Below are 15614 nucleotides of genomic sequence, written 5' to 3' on the forward strand. Positions count from 1 at the left end.
AGCTGGTACTGGGCGGCGGGCTTCGCGGAGGCGCTGGGGCTCGAGCCCGACCGGGAGCTGCTGGCGGTCGCGGCGCTGCTGCACGACATGGGGCTGGCGGAGGAGTTCGACGCCGTCCGGGTGCCGTACGAGATCGCGGGCGGCCACGTCGCTGCGGTGTTCGGCGCCGGAGCCGGCTGGTCCGGCGCGCAGCGGCAGCGCCTGATCGAGGTGATCGAGCGGCACAACTGGCCGGAGGTCGACCCCGCGTTCGACGTGGAGGGCCACCTCCTCGAGATCGCGACGGGGCTCGACATCTCCGGCGCACGTCCGGACGTCCTGCCGCGCGAGTACCTGGACGAGGTGCTGACCGCGTTCCCGCGCGGAACGCTGGCCGCCGACTTCGGCGACCGCGTCGCGGAGCAGGCCGAGCGCAAGCCGACCTCCCACGCCGCCCGCCTCCTGTCCGGCGGCCTCCGCGCGAAGCTCACCGCGAACCCGCTCGAGCGCCCCTGACTCTCCGTTTTGTAGGCACGACGTGCCTACAAAACGGAGAGTCAGAGCAGGGATTCGACGCGCTCGAGGGCCTCGGCGTCGAGTGCGCGCTCGAGCGCCTCGTGGACCGGGTCCCACTCCGCCTTCGAGCGGGGCGCGACGATCGTCGAGGCGACCGCGGGCGTACTCAGCAGCCAGGCGAGCGCCAGACCCTCGAGCGTCAGGTCGAGGTCGCGCGCGAGGGTCCGGAGGGCGATGAGCCGCTCGAGCTCGGCGTCGATCGGGGTGTCCCGGGGTGCGCCGAACCGGATCGCCTCGGCGGCGCTCTCCTCCGCCGCCACGTTCCTGGCGGTCAGCCGGCCCGCGCCGAGCGGCGCTCCCGCGACCACCGCGACCCCTTCACCGGCTGCGAGCGGAGCGAGGTCCCGCAGCGCGTCCCGCTCCAGCAGGTTCAGGCGCACGCGCACGAACGACGGCCGCGGCAGCTCGAGCCGGTCGGCCTCCGCGAGCAGCCGCTCGAGCGACCACGCGTCGGCGTCGCCCGCGCCCCAGCCGACGAGGCGACCGGACTCGATCGCGGCGGCGAGCGGCTGCAGGGTCTCCTCGATCGGCGTCTCGTCGTCGGCGCCGCGCAACCAGGCCAGGTCGATCCGGCCGAGCCGCCGGGAGCCGGCGGCGAGGTGCGATTCGAGCAGCACGGGCGTGAGGTCGCTGCCGCGGCCCCGCCCGACGACCGCGCCCAGCCCCGAGAGCACCACGATCCCCTCCGGCTGCCGCTCCTCGAGCCAGCGCCCGGCGGCGGATTCCGCGCCTCCGGTGCCGTCCGCGGCGTCGAGCGCGCGGATGCCCGCGTCCCAGCCCTCGTCGAGCAGCTCGACCGCGGCCTTGACCGGCGTCGGCAGCGGCGCGGACCCCGTCGTGAACGCGGTGAGCTCGAGGCCGGCGACGGCGGTGGTGCGCATGCCGCGACGGTAGCCGCGTCGGAGGGGCCCGCTTGACTGCGCAGGTGGACATCGCCGCACTCGCCGACCGCCTCGAACGCATCTCGATCGGTTACGCGGCGCGGGAGGGGATCGACCGGAACGACGACTGGTTCCTCCTGAAGCTCGTGGAGGAGCTGGGGGAGCTCACGCAGATGCAGCTGGCTCGCACGGGTCGCAGCAAGGACCGCGGTCTCGATGCGGAGCAGCTCGACGCGCGGCTGGCTGAGGAGTGCGCCGATGTGCTCGGCCACGTCCTGCTGTTCGCGCGGCGCAACGGGATCGACCTCGACGCCGCGCTCGACGCGAAGTGGTTCCGGTGGGAACGGCTCGCCTGACGCTGCCGACAGCAGAACCGGTGGTCCGCCGCTCGGTCGGTGGCGAGGATCGGGACATGCGATTCCTGGTGCTGGGTGGGACGGCGTGGCTCGGCGCCGAGGTGGCTGCGGAGGCGCTTCGGCGCGGCCACGAGGTCGTCTGCCTGGCGCGGGGCGAGTCCGGGCCGGTGCCCGACGGGGCGACCCTGGTCCGTGCGGACCGTGACCGGCCGGATGCGTACGACCTGGTCACGGGCCACTGGGACGCGGTGGTCGATGTCGCCCGGCAGCCCGGCCACGTCCGTGGCGCGGTCGCCGCGCTGGACGCCGACCGGTACCTCCTCGTCTCGACGGGCAACGTCTACGCCGAGACCGCGCCGCTCCACCAGGACGAGACCGCCGCCCTCCTCCCGCCGCTCGAATCGGACCGATGGCGTCGATGGAGGAGTACGGCTCGGCGAAGGTCGCCTGCGAGCAGGCGGTGCTGGAGGTGTTCGGCGAGCGAGCCCTGATCGCCCGCGCCGGTCTGATCGGCGGTCCCGGCGACACCTCCGGTCGCTCCGGGTACTGGCCTTGGCGGTTCGCCCATCCGTCTGGTCCGCGGGTGCTCGTGCCGGACGCAGCCCGCCGATCGTCCGAGCTGATCGACGTCCGCGACCTCGCCGCCTGGCTGGTCAGCAGTGCGGAGCAGGGCGTCGGCGGCGTCTTCAACGCGGTCGGACCCGAGCTGCCGCTCGGTGAGCACCTGGCTGCCGCGCAGCGCGTCAGCGGGTTCACGGGCGACGTCGTGGCGGCGCCCGAGGCGTGGCTGGCCGAGCAGCACGTCGAGGAGTGGATGGGCCCGCGCAGCCTGCCGCTCTGGCTCGCCGACCCCGACTGGCAGGGGTTCGCGGCGAGGGACGGCGCGAAGGCGCGGGCCGCCGGCCTGACCCATCGCCCGCTCGAGGACACCCTGCGCGATGCGCTCGCGTGGGAGGAGACGGAGGAGGCGCACCCGCACGGCGCCGGACTCACCGACGACGACGAGCGCGCCCTCCTCCGCCTCCTCCTCGACACCTGAGCAGGCTGGAGGAGCACCTCGGCAGGCTCTCCTCGCTTCGGCAGGCCGTGGGCGGCCTCGCCAGCCTGCCGAAGTGCGCGCAGCCTGCCGACGTGCTCGGCGTCCGGCCTCCTCGCGGCGGAGCGACGCCGTAGAATCCCTGCCCTATGGCCACCTTCGGATCCCTGTCGGATCGCCTCACCGCCGCGCTCGCCAACCTCCGCGGCAAGGGCGTGCTCACGGCGAGCGACGTCGACGGCACGGTCCGGGAGATCCGCAGGGCGCTGCTCGACGCGGACGTGAACCTCGACGTGGTGAAGCAGTTTACCGCGAACGTGCGGGAGCGCGCGCTCGGCGCCGACCTGAATAAGGCGCTGAACCCCGCGCAGCAGGTCGTGCAGATCGTCAACGACGAGCTGGTCGGCATCCTCGGCGGGCAGCAGCGGCGCCTCGAGTTCGCGAAGACGCCCCCGACCGTGATCATGCTCGCGGGCCTGCAGGGTGCCGGCAAGACGACGCTCGCGGGCAAGCTCGCGAAGTGGCTCGAGAACGACGGTCACACCCCGTTGCTCGTCGCCGCGGACCTCCAGCGTCCGAACGCGGTGCAGCAGCTGCAGGTCGTCGGCGAGCAGGCGGGTGCCACGGTGTTCGCTCCCGAGCCCGGCAACGGCGTCGGCGACCCGGTCCGCGTCGCGAAGGACGCGGTGAAGTTCGCCCGCGACAAGCAGCACGACGTCGTCATCATCGACACCGCGGGCCGCCTCGGCGTCGACGCGGAGCTGATGAAGCAGGCCGCGAACATCCGCAAGGCGACGAACCCGGATGAGGTCCTGTTCGTCATCGACGCGATGATCGGGCAGGACGCGGTCGCGACCGCGAAGGCGTTCCAGGACGGCGTCGACTTCACCGGCGTCGTGTTGACGAAGCTCGACGGCGACGCGCGCGGCGGCGCGGCGCTCTCCGTCGCCTCGATGACCGGGCGACCGATCGTCTTCGCCTCCACCGGCGAGAAGCTCGAGGACTTCGAGCCGTTCCACCCGGACCGCATGGCGAGCCGGATCCTCGACCTCGGCGACATCCTCACCCTGATCGAGCAGGCGCAGTCCGCGTTCGACGAGGACGAGGCGCTCGAGCTCGCGGAGAAGATCGCGACCTCGACCTTCACGCTCGAGGACTTCCTGAAGCAGATGCAGCAGCTGCGCAACCGCGGCGGCCTGATGAAGATGATCGGGATGCTGCCGGGTGCCCGGCAGATGCGCGAGCAGCTCGACAACTTCGACGAGCGCGAGATCGTCCGCACGGAGGCGATCATCCAGTCGATGACGCCGGGGGAGCGGCAGAACCCGAAGCTGCTGAACGGCTCCCGCCGCCTCCGGATCGCCCGCGGATCCGGCATGACCGTCACCGACGTGAACCAGCTGGTGCAGCGGTTCGATCAGGCCTCCAAGATGATGAAGACCGTCGCGCGCGGTGGTGTGCCGCAGATCCCGGGCATGGGTCCGGTCGGGTACGCGGGCGGCGGCCGCAAGCAGGTCCAGAAGAAGAAGGGCTCGAAGTCGGGCAACCCGGCGAAGCGCGCGGCCGAGAACGCGGCGCTCGCCGAGGGTCGCTCGCTGAAGCCCGAGTCGGCGGGCGGCGCCGGCTTCGGGCTGGGATCCGGAGGCGCCGGCGCGGGCCAGCCGAGCCCGGAGGACCTGGAGAAGCTCCAGAAGCTCCTCGGCCGCTGAGCGGAGCAATCCAGCAGGACATTCTCGGTTCAGCAGGACGAATCCGGCGAGAACGTCCTGCTCGAGTGAAAAGATCCTGCTCGATTGCTCCTCGTCGCAGGCACCTTGATTCACGCCGTCCGGCAGAGCAGGAGGACCGATGACCACAGTGGTGATCGCGGGCGCATCGGGCTTCATGGGGAGGTGCCTCGTCGCAGACCGCCTGCGGGCGGGGGAGGAGGTGCGCACGATCGGCAGGTCGGGCGCGGACGCCTCGTGGGGCGACACGGCGGCGATCACCCGGCTGCTCGACGGCGCGGACCTGCTCGTGAACCTCGCGGGCAGGAGCGTGAACTGCCGGTACACCCCGGCGAACCGCGCCGAGATCCTCCGCTCCCGGGTCGACACGACCGCCGAGCTCGCGCGGGCGGTCGCAGCGACCTCGACCCCGCCCCCGCTCTGGATCAACTCCAGCACGGCCACGATTTATCGCCACGCGGACGATCGCCCGCAGACGGAGGCAACCGGCGAGCTGGGTGAGGGCTTCTCGGTCGGGATCGCGAAGGCGTGGGAGCGCGCGTTCTTCGAGCCGGACCTGCCGGGGGTCCGCCGGGTCGCTATCCGGACCGCGATCGTGCTCGGCTGTGGCAGCGTGATGGTGCCGCTGACGCGCCTGACCCGTTTCGGACTCGGCGGCGCCCAGCTCGACGGGCGCTGGCCCGGCACGCCCGCCCGTCTCGCCGCCGGGGTCCACCATCGCTACCGGCCGACCTCCTCCGGTGGCAGGCAGCGGTTCTCCTGGGTGCACATGGACGACGTGCTCGCCGCGGTCACCTTCCTCCGGGAGCACGAGGAGCTCGACGGCGTCGTCAACCTGGCGGCCCCCGAGGCGAGCGACAACCGCACGCTGATGGCGGCCCTCCGTCGGCAGCTCGGCGTGCCGGTCGGTCTCCCCGCGACGCGCTGGATGCTGGAGGTGGGCACCGTCGCGATCCGCACGGAGACGGAGCTCGTGCTGAAGAGCCGGTGGGTCGTCCCCGAGCGGCTGCAGGAGGCCGGCTTCGTGTTCCGGCACGTCGATCTCGCCGAGACGCTCGCTTCGATCCTCCAGCGGCCCTGAGCTCGGATCAGTCGGGCTCGGCGGGGAAGATCCTGGAGTTCGGGTCGAGCACCTCGGCGAGCTTCCTGCCGATGGCGGCGAGCGCTGCGAGCTCGTCGCGGTCGAGGCGGTCGATCACGAGACGCCTGGCATGGGCGATGTGCCCGGAGGTGGCGCGGATGACCGCCCGCCGCCCGTCGTCGGTGAGGTGCACGTCCGTGGCCCGCTTGTCGTCCGCGCTCGGCAGGCGCTCGAGCCAGCCTCGCTGCACCAGGCGGCTGACGACGTGCGAGAGCCGGGGGAGCGTCGCGTTCGTGCGGATCGCGAGCTCCTTCGACTGCAGCGTCGCATCCGGCGCGAAGCGGAGCAGTGACAGCAGCGCGAACTCGTAGTGGGTCATCGCGGCGTCCTGCTGCAGCTGCGCGTCGAGCGACGCGGGCAGCAGCTCGAGCACGGCGACGAGGCGGCGCCACGCGTCCGACTCCAGGTCGTCCATGCGGGGCACCGGCTTCGCCATGGCGCCAACTCTAGGGATGTGGTTGCAGCGACAACCGGGCACCACTCCTGAGGGCGGGCCTCAGCCCGGCCGCCTACGGTCGCGCCATGAGCGACCGCGACTACGACCCCTACGCCCGACTCGACCCGGTGCCCTCGTTCCCGCTGACGAGCGACGACATCACGGACGGGCAGCCGCTGCCCGCCGCGCTGTTCGGCACGGACGCCGGCGGCGGGAACCGGTCGCCCCAGCTGACCTGGTCGGACCCGCCGGAGGGGACGAAGAGCTTCGCCGTCACCGTGTACGACCCGGACGCCCCCACCGGCTCCGGCTTCTGGCACTGGGCGGTCGCGGACATCCCCGCGCACGTGACGTCGCTCGCCGGCGGCGGACCGGTGCCGGACGGTGCGCTCGAACTGCGGAACGAGCTGCGCGAGCCGGGGTTCATCGGCGCCGGCCCGCCCCCCGGCACCGGCGTGCACCGCTACTTCGTCGTCGTGCACGCCGTCGACGTCGAGACGCTGGGTCTCGACCCGGAGAGCACCCCGGCGGTGCTCGGCTTCAACCTGCACTTCCACACCCTGGGCCGCGCGATCCTGATCGGCACGGGCGAGGCGGGCGGCGCCTCCTAACCGTTCTTTCATATATCCGGGGATCCGCGCAGCAGATCCCCGGATATATGAAAGAGAGGTCGGTCAGGCCAGCCCGAGCTGCTGGAGGATCCCGAGGGTGTCCGTCGAGCCCCAGCGGTCGGTCATCTTGCCGTCGCTGAACTTGCCGACCTGGATCCCGCGGACCGTGAAGGACTTCCCCGTGGCCTCGTGCCCGAGGAACTCGCCCCTGTGGGTGCCCGACACATCGAGGATCGCCGTGACGAAGTCCTCGGTGGCGACGACCTGCACGGGCTTCAGCGCGACGTCGGGGAACGCCTGCTTGAACGTGGTCCAGAACTCGCCGATGCCCTTCGGGCCCGGCGACTGGTCGGGCGCCGGGTCGTGGTCGACGAGGCCGTCGGCGAGCACCTCGGTGAGCCGGTCGTACTCCCCGCTCCCGACGATCTCGCCCATCGCGCCCTGCGCCTCCAGGTTGGCCTGTGCCCTGGTGTTCGTGTCGTCGCTCATGCAGCCTGCCTACGCCTTCGACGTGACTCCAACCGGTGCGGGAGGTGGACGTGGCCTGGGCGCCACGTGAGCGCCGTGCCCGTCCTAGCCTCGTCGGGTGAGCACCGAAGCCTTCCGCGCCGACGACCGTCCCGTCCGCATCGCCGTCCAGATCGCGCCGCAGCACCTGCCGATCGCCGCGCTGCGGGACGCCGCGGTGCGTGTGGAGGAGCTCGGGGCGGACATGGTCCTGAACTGGGACCACTTCTTCCCGCTGTCGGGCGACCCCGACGGGCTGCACTTCGAGGCGTGGACGCAGCTCGCGCAGTGGGCGGAGGCGACCGAGCGGATCGAGCTCGGGCCGCTGGTGAACTGCAACTCCTACCGGAACCCGGCGCTGCAGGCCGACATGGCGCGGACGATCGACCACATCTCGGGCGGCCGCTTCGTGTTCGGGACCGGATCCGGGTGGCAGGAGCGCGACTACACCGAGTACGGCTACGAGTTCGGCACGGTCGGGTCCCGGCTGAACGACCTCGCGCGGGACCTCCCGATCGTCCGGGATCGCTGGACCAAGCTGAACCCGCCGCCCGTGCGGCGCATCCCGATCCTGATCGGCGGCGCGGGGGAGCAGAAGACGCTGCGGCTGGTCGCCGAGCACGCGGACATCTGGCACAGCTTCGTGCGACCGGAGGAGGTGGCGCACAAGCTCGAGGTGCTGCAGGGCCACGCGGAGGCGGTGGGTCGCGATGTCGCGGAGATCGAGATCGGCAACGAGCTGCGCGGCCAGGACGAGACGACGGCGCAGGCCTACCTCGACGCGGGCGTCCGCCTGTTCACCCTCGGCGTCACCGGGCCCGACATCGACTTCGAGTCCGTGGCCCGCTGGATCCGCTGGCGCGACGCCCGCAACGGCTGACTCTCCGTTTTGTAGGCAGGTCCTTCCTACAAAACGGAGAGTGGGATCTCAGCCCGCGTGCGGCACGCCGTCCCGCATCTCCCGGATGAGCGACGTCACGACCGCGCGCAGGTCGCCGCCCGACCGCGCGGCGGCGAGGGCCTGCCGCTCGTACGAGGCGCCGACCTCGACGATCGTCAGCACGTCCTGCAGCTCCTGCGCGCAGCCGAGTCGGTCGGCGACGGGCTCGAGCCGGGCCACGAGATCCCGGACGTCCTCCTCCACCTGGCGTTCGGTGCCCTCGCGGTCGACGATGATCGCGGCGTCCATCCCGTACCGCGCGGCCCGCCACTTGTTCTCCCGGACGTACCAGGGCTGCAGCGTCGGCAGCGTCTCGCCGGCGTCGAGGCGCTCGGAGCACTCGTCGACGATGCACTGCACGAGCGCGGACAGCGCCCCGATCTCGAACACCGTCGGCAGGCCGTCGCAGATCCGCGTCTCCACCGTGCCCCACTTGGCCGACGGCCGGACATCCCAGCGGATCTCGTCCCAGTGGTCGATGACACCGACCTTCATCAGGTCCTCGACGACCGCCTCGTACTGCGGCCACGACGTCAGCTCCGGCGGCAGGCCCGCGGTCGGCAGCTGCTGGAACAGCATCGCGCGGCTGGAGGCGTACCCGGAGGACTCGCCGAACACGAAGGGGGAGGAGGCGGAAAGGGCCTGGAGGTGCGGGTAGTAGAGCAGGAGCGCCTCGACCATCGGCAGCGCCTTCGCGGGCGCGTCGATCCCGACGTGCATGTGCACGCCCCAGATCAGCAGCTGCCGACCGAACACGCCGGTGCGGTCCATGAGCGTGACGTACCGCTCCTTCTCCGTCACCTGCTGGTCCTGCCAGCGCGCGAACGGGTGGGTGCCCGAGCCGATCAGCTCGAGCCCCATGTCGTCCGTGGTGCGGCGCAGCTGCTCGACGGAGCGCTGGAGGTCGGCCACGCCCTCGGCGACGGTGCGGTTCACACCGGTGATGATCTCGACCGTGTTGGTCAGCAGCTCGCCCGTCAGCCGCGCGCCGCCGTCGTCCGCGACGACCTCCGCCCGCGCCAGCACCTCGGGCGCGGAGGAGACCAGATCGCCCGTGTCGCGGTCCACCAGCGCGAGCTCCCACTCGATGCCGAGCGTCGAGCGGTCGGACCGCGCGAAGTCGATCGCCATGCTCGTCATCCTGGCAGACCGCCGTCCGCGGGCAGTGGCCTCGCCGACGCGGCGATCAGCGCCGAGCGGGCTAGGGCAGAATGACCCGAAGTCCTCGCGTCGGGTCCGGCGCGTTCCCTCCGCACCTGGAGCCTGTGTGAACGGCAACGCCACCTCGACGTACAAGAACGTCGCCCTGCTGTCGGTGTCGAGCGTGCTCGGCCCGCTCGTGACGACCTCCGTCGAGATCGAGCGCAAGCTCGAGCCGATCCTGAAGCGCCTCCGCCTCCCGACGGGGCTGCTGCAGCGCGTCGCAGGCGTGGTCGAGCGCCGCAACTGGGGCCCCGGCGTCTCGTCGCACGAGGCCTCGGTGCAGGCCGGCGTGAACGCGCTGCGGGAGGCCGGTGTGCGCGCGGGCTCCATCGGCCTGCTGATCAACACCTCCATCACCAAGGAGCACATCGAGCCCTCGGTGGCGACGCGGCTGCACCACGGTCTCGGGCTACCCTCGTCCGCGATCAACTTCGACGTCTCGAACGCGTGCCTCGGCTTCGTGAACGGGTTGAACCTCGCGGCCGGCCTCATCGACGCGGGTCAGGTCGACTACGCGATGGTCATCGACGGCGAGGACGTCGACCGCATCCACCGTTCGACGATGGAGCGTCTCGCGCGCGACGACCTGCAGCGCGAGGACTTCATGAACGAGTTCGCGAGCCTCACGCTCGGCTCGGGTGCTGCCGCGGCGGTGCTCGGTCGCGCCGACCAGCACCCGGAGGGACACCGCATCGTCGGCGGCGTCACGCGCGCGGCGACCGAGTACAACGACCTGTGCGTCGCGGACATGGACGGGATGTTCACGGACACCAAGTCGCTGCTGAAGCGCGGCATGGAACTCGTGACGGCCGCCTGGACCGAGGCGAAGCGCGACTGGAGCTGGTCCGACATGGACCGCTACATCATGCATCAGGTCTCCAGCGCCCACACGGCGGCGTTCGTGAAGGCCGCGGACATCGACCCCGAGCGCGTGCCGGTCACGTACCCGACGCTCGGCAACATCGGCTCCGCCTCCATCCCGATCACCCTGGCGCAGGAGTCGAAGAGCCTGGTCAAGGGCGAGCGCGTCCTGCTCTGCGGCGTCGGCAGCGGCATCAACACCTCGATGCTCGAACTGGCCTGGTGATCGCGGCCGCGCTGCAGCCGCCCGCTCTGCCGGGGCTCGACCCGGCCTGGTCCCGCCTGGTCCCGGTGCACGACATCGGGCGCGACGTGGTGCATCACGTGCTCGACACGGCGGGGGTGCTCAGGGACGAGGGCATCACCCCCGTGGGCACGATCCTCGCGGTGCACGGCAACCCCACCTGGAGCTACCTCTGGAGGGGGGTCCTCTCGGCGTCCCTCGAGCGCGCTCGGGCCGGCGGCGAGGCCTGGCGCGTCGTCGCCGTCGACCAGCTGGAGATGGGCTGGTCCGAGCGGACCGGTGCCGTCAGGCGGGTCGCCGACCGGGTCCGGGACCTCGGCGCGCTCACGGACGCCCTCGGGCTCGGGGACCGCGTCGTCGCGCTCGGGCACGACTGGGGCGGCGTCGTCGTGTCCGGCTGGGCGATCGAGCACGAGGACGTGCTCGCCGGGCTCGTGCTCACGAACACCGCGGTCGACGGCCACGCCGAGCTGCCCGTCGCGCTGAAGGCCGCGCTCGCGGCCTCCTCCCCAGGGACCGAGCACACGACCGCGTTCCTCGACACGACGCTCGCGATCGCGCATCCCCGCCTCGATGCGGCCGTGCGCACCGCGTTCCGCAGCCCGTACCGCACGGCGGCCCGCCGGCGGGGGATCCGCGACTTCGTGCAGGACATCCCGTCCACCGCCGATCACCCGAGCCGGCCCGCGCTGGATCGCATCGCCGCGGGGGTCGCGCGGCTCGACGCGCCCGCGCTCCTGCTGTGGGGTCCGCGTGACCCCGTGTTCCAGGAGCGCTACCTGCAGGACCTGTCCGAGCGGCTGCCGCACGCCGCGGTGCACCGGTTCGAGGGCGCGGGGCACCTGCTGGTCGAGGACGCCGACGTCGCCGGCGCGGTACTCGACTGGGTCGCCGCCCCGACACCGGCGCGTTCCGCGCCCGCCGACGTCGCGCCTCCGGTCCCGACCCGGGCGATGTGGGCCGAGCTCGACGCCCGCGCCGAGGACGACGCGCCCGCCCTGGTGGAGCTGCACGGCGACGAGACCCGCACGATCTCCTGGCGGCTGCTCGCCCGCCGGGTGCACGAGCTGGCCGCGGGCTTCCACGCGATCGGCATGCAGCAGGGGGACCGCGTCTCCCTGCTCGTCCCGCCCGGCGCGGATCTCACCGCGGCGCTGTACGCCTGTCTCCGGATCGGCGCGACGGTGGTCGTCGCGGACGCGGGCCTCGGCCTGAAGGGCCTCACCCGTGCCGTCAAGGGCGCACGCCCCCGCTGGGTCGTCGGCATCCCCGTCGCGCTCGCCGCGGCTCGGGCGCTCGGGTGGCCCGGCGTGCGGATCGCACCGACGGGGCTGCCCCGCGGCCTGCGCGCGGCGCTCGGCGTCCGCCACACCCTCCCGGAGCTCGCTCGGCTCGGTCGCGGAATCGCCCTGCCGCCCGAGCCCGAGCCCGGTCCCGACGCGCTCGCGGCGGTGCTCTTCACCTCCGGCTCCACGGGGCCGGCGAAGGGGGTCCGCTACACCCACGCCCGGCTCGCCGGCGTGCGGGACGCCCTGGTCGCCCAGTACGGGATCACCCGCGAGACCGGCCTGGTGGCCGGGTTCGCGCCCTTCGCCCTGCTCGGCCCCACGCTCGGCTGCCGCACGTCGGTGCCGGACATGGACGTCACCCGCCCGAGGACGCTGACTGCGGATGCCCTGGTGAAGGCGGTCGCGGCGATCGACGCCGACATGCTGTTCCTGTCGCCGGCGGCGCTCACCAACGTGCTCGAGACCGGGACGGACCCGACGCCGTTCGACGGCGTGCGGCTGCTGCTCTCGGTCGGCGCCCCGGTCGGCGAGCCCCTGCTCGACCGCGCGCAGACGCTGCTGCGCGGCGCTTCCCTCCGCACCCCGTACGGCATGACCGAGTGCCTGCTCGTCGCCGACGTGACCCGCGAGGCGATCCATGAGGCGGGTCCTGGTAACGGCGTCTGCGTCGGTCCGCCCACGGCGCGGGCCCGCGTGCGGATCGCCCCGCTCGACGCGGACGGTGTGCCCGGCCCGGAGACGACGACCGACCCGGAGGTCACCGGCGAGATCCAGGTGAACGCCCCCCACATGCTCGCCGGCTACGACCGTCTGTGGCGCACGGACGCTGCGGCGAAGGCCGGCACCCCGCGCGAGGAGTGGCACCGCACCGGCGACGTCGGCCACCTCGACACGCAGGGCCGGCTGTGGGTGGAGGGCCGCCTGCCGCACATCGTCACGACGCCGGAGGGGGTCGTGACTCCGGTCCGCATCGAGCTCGCAGCCCAGCGCGCGGGCGCCCCCCGCGCCGCCGCGGTCGGCGTCGGCCCGCGGGGCACGCAGCAGCTCGTCGTGGTGGTCGAGGGGCAGCCCGGTCCGCTCGCCGACCCGGCGCTCGCCGAGGCCGTGCGGCGGGAGACGGATCGGCCCGTCGCCGCCGTGCTCGCGGTGCCCGCGCTGCCGACCGACATCCGGCACAACGCCAAGATCGACCGCGCGCGGATGGCCCGCTGGGCGACCGCGGTACTCGCGGGCGGCAGGGTCCCCGCCCCGTGACGCGGACGCTCGTCACCGGGGCGAGCGGCTGGCTCGGCGCCGCGGTCGCACGGGACCTCGTAGCGGCCGGGCACGTCGTCAGGACGCTGCAACGACGGCCGAGCGGCGTGGAGGGCGCGGACGACGTGCTCGGCTCCGTGACGGACGCCGATGCCGTCGACCACGCGCTCATCGGCGTCGACGCCGTCGTGCACCTCGCTGCGAAGGTCTCGTTCGCCGGGGCGGAGGCGGACTTCGTCGCCGTGAACATCGACGGCACGCGCACCCTCGTCCGTGCGGCGAAGCGTACGGGTGTCCGGCGGTTCGTCTTCGTGTCCTCGCCCTCCGTGGCCCATACCGGCGAGCCGATCATGGGGGAGGACGCGCCGCCCGCGCAGCCGGAGCGCGCGCGAGGCGCCTACGCCCGCACGAAGGCCGCGGCGGAGATCGCGGCGCTCGGCGCGGACGCGCCGGGATTCGCGGTCGTCGCCGTGCGGCCGCACATCGTCTGGGGTCCCGGTGATCCGCAGCTCGTCGCGCGGATCCAGCAGCGCGCCGCCGCCGGGCGCCTCCCGCTCGTCGGGTCCGGTGCCGCGCTGGTCGACAGCACCTACATCGACGACGCGATCTCGGGGATCCGGGCCGCACTCGACGCGGCCGAGCGCGCGCACGGCAACGCCTACGTGCTCACCTCCGGCGAGCCGAGGCCTATCGCGGAGCTGTTCGCCGGCTTCTGCGCCGCGGCCGGGATCACGCCGCCCTCCCGCCGGGTGCCCGTAGGCGCCGCGAAGCTCGCGGGCTCGATCGTGGAGGCGGTCTGGCGCGTCCGCCCGGGCGAGGACGAGCCACCGATGACGCGCTTCCTCGCCGAGCAGCTGTCCACGGCGCACTGGTTCGACCTCCGGCGCACCCGGCACGACCTCGCCTGGCGCCCCGAGGTCGGCGTGACCGAGGGCCTCCGCCGCCTCGCCGCGCACCACGCCCGTATTCCGTTTTGAAGGAGATTCGGGGGCGCGGCGCCCGAATCTCCTTCAAAACGGAATACCCGGGTCCGCATGGCCTGCCCGCGTCTGGCACAATGGCCCGTCGGGTCCGCGAGCTTCGACCCTCTACTCAGGCTCGCGGATGGACCTTCTTGGTCCGTCGCCGGGTGTGCCCCACGCCTCCGGCAGCACGGATCGTCACCGCATCGACTCAACGTGAGGAACCACGAACTGTGGCAGTCAAGATCCGCCTGAAGCGCCTCGGCAAGATCCGGGCCCCCTACTACCGAATCGTCGTCGCCGACTCGCGCACCAAGCGCGACGGCCGCGTCATCGAGGAGATCGGTCAGTACCACCCGACCGAGCACCCCTCCGTCATCAAGGTCGACTCCGACCGCGCGCAGTACTGGCTCGGCGTCGGCGCGCAGCCGACCGAGCAGGTCGCGGTGCTCCTGAAGCTCACTGGCGACTGGGGCAGGTTCAAGGGCGACGCGAACGCGAAGAGCACCGTGCAGGTCAAGGACGCGAAGCCCGTGTTCACGATCGAGAAGAAGAAGCCGGTCGTCATCCGGTCCAAGGAGTCGCTCGCCGACGCGAAGGCCGCCGTCGTCGCCGACGAGGCCGCTGACGACGTGCGCGCCGACGAGGCCGAGGCGTCCTCCACCACCCTGCACGAGACGCCCGCGCAGGTCGCGAACTCCTGATGCTCGAATCCGCCCTCCTGCACCTCGTCAAGGGGATCGTCGACTCACCCGATGACGTCAGGGTCGAGTCGCACGAGTCGCCCCGCGGCCAGGTGCTGGAGGTGCGGGTCGCGCCGGCGGACCTCGGTCGTGTGATCGGCCGGTCGGGTCGTACCGCGAAGGCGCTGCGCACGGTCGTGGCGGCGCTGGCTGACGGCCGCCGAGTGCGGGTCGACGTCGTCGACGTCGACCGATGACGGTGGCGACGGGGCACAACCATTCCGCGCAGACGCAGCTCCGCGTGGGGCGGCTGACCAAGGCGCACGGGCTGAAGGGCGGGCTCAAGCTCGAGCTCTTCACCGACGACCCCGACCGCCGCTTCACGCCCGGTTCCTCCTTCGCCCTCCAGGTGCCGGAGGAGTCGCCGTGGCACGGCAAGCGCCTCGAGCTCGCCGAGCTGCGCTGGTACAACGGCATGCCGGTCGGCTTCTTCGTCGACGTGGCGGACCGCTCCGCTGCGGAGAGCCTCGCGAAGGCGATCCTCTGGATCGATCAGGATCCCGACGAGGCCGCGGAGCCCGACGCCTGGTACGACCACCAGCTGGTCGGCCTCGACGTCGTCCGGGACGGGCTGACGGTCGGCGTCATCGACCGGCTCGAGCACATGCCCGCGCAGGATCTGCTCGTCGTGAGGGTCGACGACCCTTCGACGGGCTCGGCACGCGAGGTCCTCGTGCCCTTCGTGCGCGCGATCGTGCCCGAGGTCGACGTGGAGGGCGGCCGCGTCGTCGTGACCCCGCCGGACGGCCTGCTCGAGCCGCTGCCCGAGGAGGCCCAGGAGGACACCGGAGCCGGCTCGACCCACCAGGTCTGAGCAGTGCGGCTCGACGTCGTCACGATCTTCCCGGAGTTCTTCGGCGCACTCGAC

At 72.7% G+C, this 15614-nt stretch carries 18 protein-coding genes; 14 read left to right on the forward strand and 4 right to left on the reverse strand.

The genetic code is table 11. The features are described from left to right. A partial coding sequence (locus ACFE67_RS08990; protein WP_375406538.1) for an HD domain-containing protein occupies positions 1 to 495 on the forward strand: 495 nt, incomplete at its 5' end. 41 nt (positions 496 to 536) lie between these two features. Here ACFE67_RS08990 and ACFE67_RS08995 read toward each other — a convergent pair. Next, positions 537 to 1436: an aldo/keto reductase gene (locus ACFE67_RS08995; RefSeq protein WP_375406539.1), complete on the reverse strand. Its 900-nt coding sequence runs from the start codon at positions 1434 to 1436 to the stop codon at positions 537 to 539. A gap of 32 nt (positions 1437 to 1468) precedes the next feature. On the opposite strand from ACFE67_RS08995, the gene ACFE67_RS09000 reads away from it, so the two are divergent. The 5 genes from ACFE67_RS09000 (at position 1469) to ACFE67_RS09020 (ending at position 5636) form a co-directional block, all read left to right on the forward strand. Then, complete coding sequence (locus tag ACFE67_RS09000; RefSeq protein WP_375406540.1) at positions 1469 to 1792, forward strand: pyrophosphatase; 324 nt, start codon at positions 1469 to 1471, stop codon at positions 1790 to 1792. Between the two features lie 56 nt (positions 1793 to 1848). Then, on the forward strand, positions 1849 to 2283 hold the full coding sequence (locus ACFE67_RS09005; protein ID WP_375406541.1) for an NAD-dependent epimerase/dehydratase family protein: 435 nt from the start codon (positions 1849 to 1851) through the stop codon (positions 2281 to 2283). Then, positions 2202 to 2831, forward strand: a complete 630-nt coding sequence (locus ACFE67_RS09010) for a hypothetical protein (protein ID WP_375406542.1) — start codon at positions 2202 to 2204, stop codon at positions 2829 to 2831. The genes ACFE67_RS09005 and ACFE67_RS09010 overlap by 82 nt, the downstream gene beginning before the upstream one ends. 146 nt (positions 2832 to 2977) lie before the next feature. Further along, complete coding sequence (gene ffh, locus ACFE67_RS09015; RefSeq protein WP_375406543.1) at positions 2978 to 4537, forward strand: signal recognition particle protein; 1560 nt, start codon at positions 2978 to 2980, stop codon at positions 4535 to 4537. A 139-nt stretch (positions 4538 to 4676) separates the two neighbouring features. Next, positions 4677 to 5636 (forward strand): epimerase, encoded by a 960-nt coding sequence (locus ACFE67_RS09020; RefSeq protein ID WP_375406544.1) that lies wholly within the window; start codon positions 4677 to 4679, stop codon positions 5634 to 5636. Between the two features lie 7 nt (positions 5637 to 5643). On the opposite strand, the gene ACFE67_RS09025 is transcribed toward ACFE67_RS09020, so the two are convergent. Further along, positions 5644 to 6132: a MarR family winged helix-turn-helix transcriptional regulator gene (locus ACFE67_RS09025; RefSeq protein ID WP_375406545.1), complete on the reverse strand. Its 489-nt coding sequence runs from the start codon at positions 6130 to 6132 to the stop codon at positions 5644 to 5646. Between the two features lie 86 nt (positions 6133 to 6218). Here ACFE67_RS09025 and ACFE67_RS09030 point away from each other — a divergent pair, with 86 nt between their 5' ends. Then, a complete protein-coding gene (locus tag ACFE67_RS09030) occupies positions 6219 to 6743 on the forward strand; it encodes a YbhB/YbcL family Raf kinase inhibitor-like protein (protein WP_375406546.1) in 525 nt (174 codons plus the stop codon). A 63-nt stretch (positions 6744 to 6806) separates the two neighbouring features. Here ACFE67_RS09030 and ACFE67_RS09035 read toward each other — a convergent pair whose 3' ends face one another. Beyond that, positions 6807 to 7232 carry an ester cyclase gene (locus ACFE67_RS09035; protein WP_375406547.1) on the reverse strand — a complete coding sequence of 142 codons (426 nt, stop codon included), beginning with the start codon at positions 7230 to 7232 and terminating at the stop codon, positions 6807 to 6809. A 97-nt stretch (positions 7233 to 7329) separates the two neighbouring features. Between ACFE67_RS09035 and ACFE67_RS09040 the strand changes: the two genes are divergently transcribed. Next, on the forward strand, positions 7330 to 8130 hold the full coding sequence (locus ACFE67_RS09040) for an LLM class F420-dependent oxidoreductase (RefSeq protein ID WP_375406548.1): 801 nt from the start codon (positions 7330 to 7332) through the stop codon (positions 8128 to 8130). Between the two features lie 48 nt (positions 8131 to 8178). Here the strand turns inward: ACFE67_RS09040 and ACFE67_RS09045 are convergent, their stop codons facing one another. Continuing rightward, positions 8179 to 9321: a glutamate--cysteine ligase gene (locus ACFE67_RS09045; protein ID WP_375406549.1), complete on the reverse strand. Its 1143-nt coding sequence runs from the start codon at positions 9319 to 9321 to the stop codon at positions 8179 to 8181. A gap of 136 nt (positions 9322 to 9457) precedes the next feature. On the opposite strand from ACFE67_RS09045, the gene ACFE67_RS09050 reads away from it, so the two are divergent. The 6 genes from ACFE67_RS09050 (at position 9458) to rimM (ending at position 15560) form a co-directional block, all read left to right on the forward strand. Next, entirely contained in the window at positions 9458 to 10480 is a 1023-nt protein-coding gene (locus tag ACFE67_RS09050) for a 3-oxoacyl-ACP synthase III (RefSeq protein ID WP_375406550.1), read from the forward strand. Beyond that, a complete protein-coding gene (locus ACFE67_RS09055; protein WP_375406551.1) occupies positions 10477 to 13041 on the forward strand; it encodes an alpha/beta fold hydrolase in 2565 nt (854 codons plus the stop codon). The genes ACFE67_RS09050 and ACFE67_RS09055 overlap by 4 nt, the downstream gene beginning before the upstream one ends. Continuing rightward, positions 13038 to 14018: an NAD-dependent epimerase/dehydratase family protein gene (locus ACFE67_RS09060; RefSeq protein ID WP_375406552.1), complete on the forward strand. Its 981-nt coding sequence runs from the start codon at positions 13038 to 13040 to the stop codon at positions 14016 to 14018. Before ACFE67_RS09055 ends, ACFE67_RS09060 begins: the two co-directional genes overlap by 4 nt. A 218-nt stretch (positions 14019 to 14236) precedes the next feature. Next, positions 14237 to 14707, forward strand: a complete 471-nt coding sequence (gene rpsP / locus ACFE67_RS09065; protein WP_375406553.1) for a 30S ribosomal protein S16 — start codon at positions 14237 to 14239, stop codon at positions 14705 to 14707. Next, positions 14707 to 14943 carry an RNA-binding protein gene (locus ACFE67_RS09070; protein ID WP_375406554.1) on the forward strand — a complete coding sequence of 79 codons (237 nt, stop codon included), beginning with the start codon at positions 14707 to 14709 and terminating at the stop codon, positions 14941 to 14943. Before rpsP ends, ACFE67_RS09070 begins: the two co-directional genes overlap by 1 nt. Continuing rightward, positions 14940 to 15560 (forward strand): ribosome maturation factor RimM, encoded by a 621-nt coding sequence (rimM, locus tag ACFE67_RS09075; RefSeq protein WP_375406555.1) that lies wholly within the window; start codon positions 14940 to 14942, stop codon positions 15558 to 15560. The genes ACFE67_RS09070 and rimM overlap by 4 nt, the downstream gene beginning before the upstream one ends. Positions 15561 to 15614 lie beyond the last annotated feature (54 nt).

Origin of the sequence: uncultured Amnibacterium sp. (genome assembly GCF_964244015.1) — a bacterium.
Taxonomy (GTDB): Bacteria; Actinomycetota; Actinomycetes; order Actinomycetales; family Microbacteriaceae; genus Amnibacterium.

What these genes read in the sequence shown, in the direction of transcription:
- ACFE67_RS08995 (WP_375406539.1), bottom strand. Translation starts at nt 1,436, where the DNA reads ATGCGCACCACCGCCGTCGCCGGCCTCGAGCTCACCGCGTTCACGACG.
- ACFE67_RS09005 (WP_375406541.1), top strand. Translation starts at nt 1,849, where the DNA reads ATGCGATTCCTGGTGCTGGGTGGGACGGCGTGGCTCGGCGCCGAGGTG.
- ACFE67_RS09010 (WP_375406542.1), top strand. Translation starts at nt 2,202, where the DNA reads ATGGCGTCGATGGAGGAGTACGGCTCGGCGAAGGTCGCCTGCGAGCAG.
- ffh (WP_375406543.1), top strand. Translation starts at nt 2,978, where the DNA reads ATGGCCACCTTCGGATCCCTGTCGGATCGCCTCACCGCCGCGCTCGCC.
- ACFE67_RS09020 (WP_375406544.1), top strand. Translation starts at nt 4,677, where the DNA reads ATGACCACAGTGGTGATCGCGGGCGCATCGGGCTTCATGGGGAGGTGC.
- ACFE67_RS09025 (WP_375406545.1), bottom strand. Translation starts at nt 6,132, where the DNA reads ATGGCGAAGCCGGTGCCCCGCATGGACGACCTGGAGTCGGACGCGTGG.
- ACFE67_RS09030 (WP_375406546.1), top strand. Translation starts at nt 6,219, where the DNA reads ATGAGCGACCGCGACTACGACCCCTACGCCCGACTCGACCCGGTGCCC.
- ACFE67_RS09035 (WP_375406547.1), bottom strand. Translation starts at nt 7,232, where the DNA reads ATGAGCGACGACACGAACACCAGGGCACAGGCCAACCTGGAGGCGCAG.
- ACFE67_RS09045 (WP_375406549.1), bottom strand. Translation starts at nt 9,321, where the DNA reads ATGGCGATCGACTTCGCGCGGTCCGACCGCTCGACGCTCGGCATCGAG.
- ACFE67_RS09070 (WP_375406554.1), top strand. Translation starts at nt 14,707, where the DNA reads ATGCTCGAATCCGCCCTCCTGCACCTCGTCAAGGGGATCGTCGACTCA.
- rimM (WP_375406555.1), top strand. Translation starts at nt 14,940, where the DNA reads ATGACGGTGGCGACGGGGCACAACCATTCCGCGCAGACGCAGCTCCGC.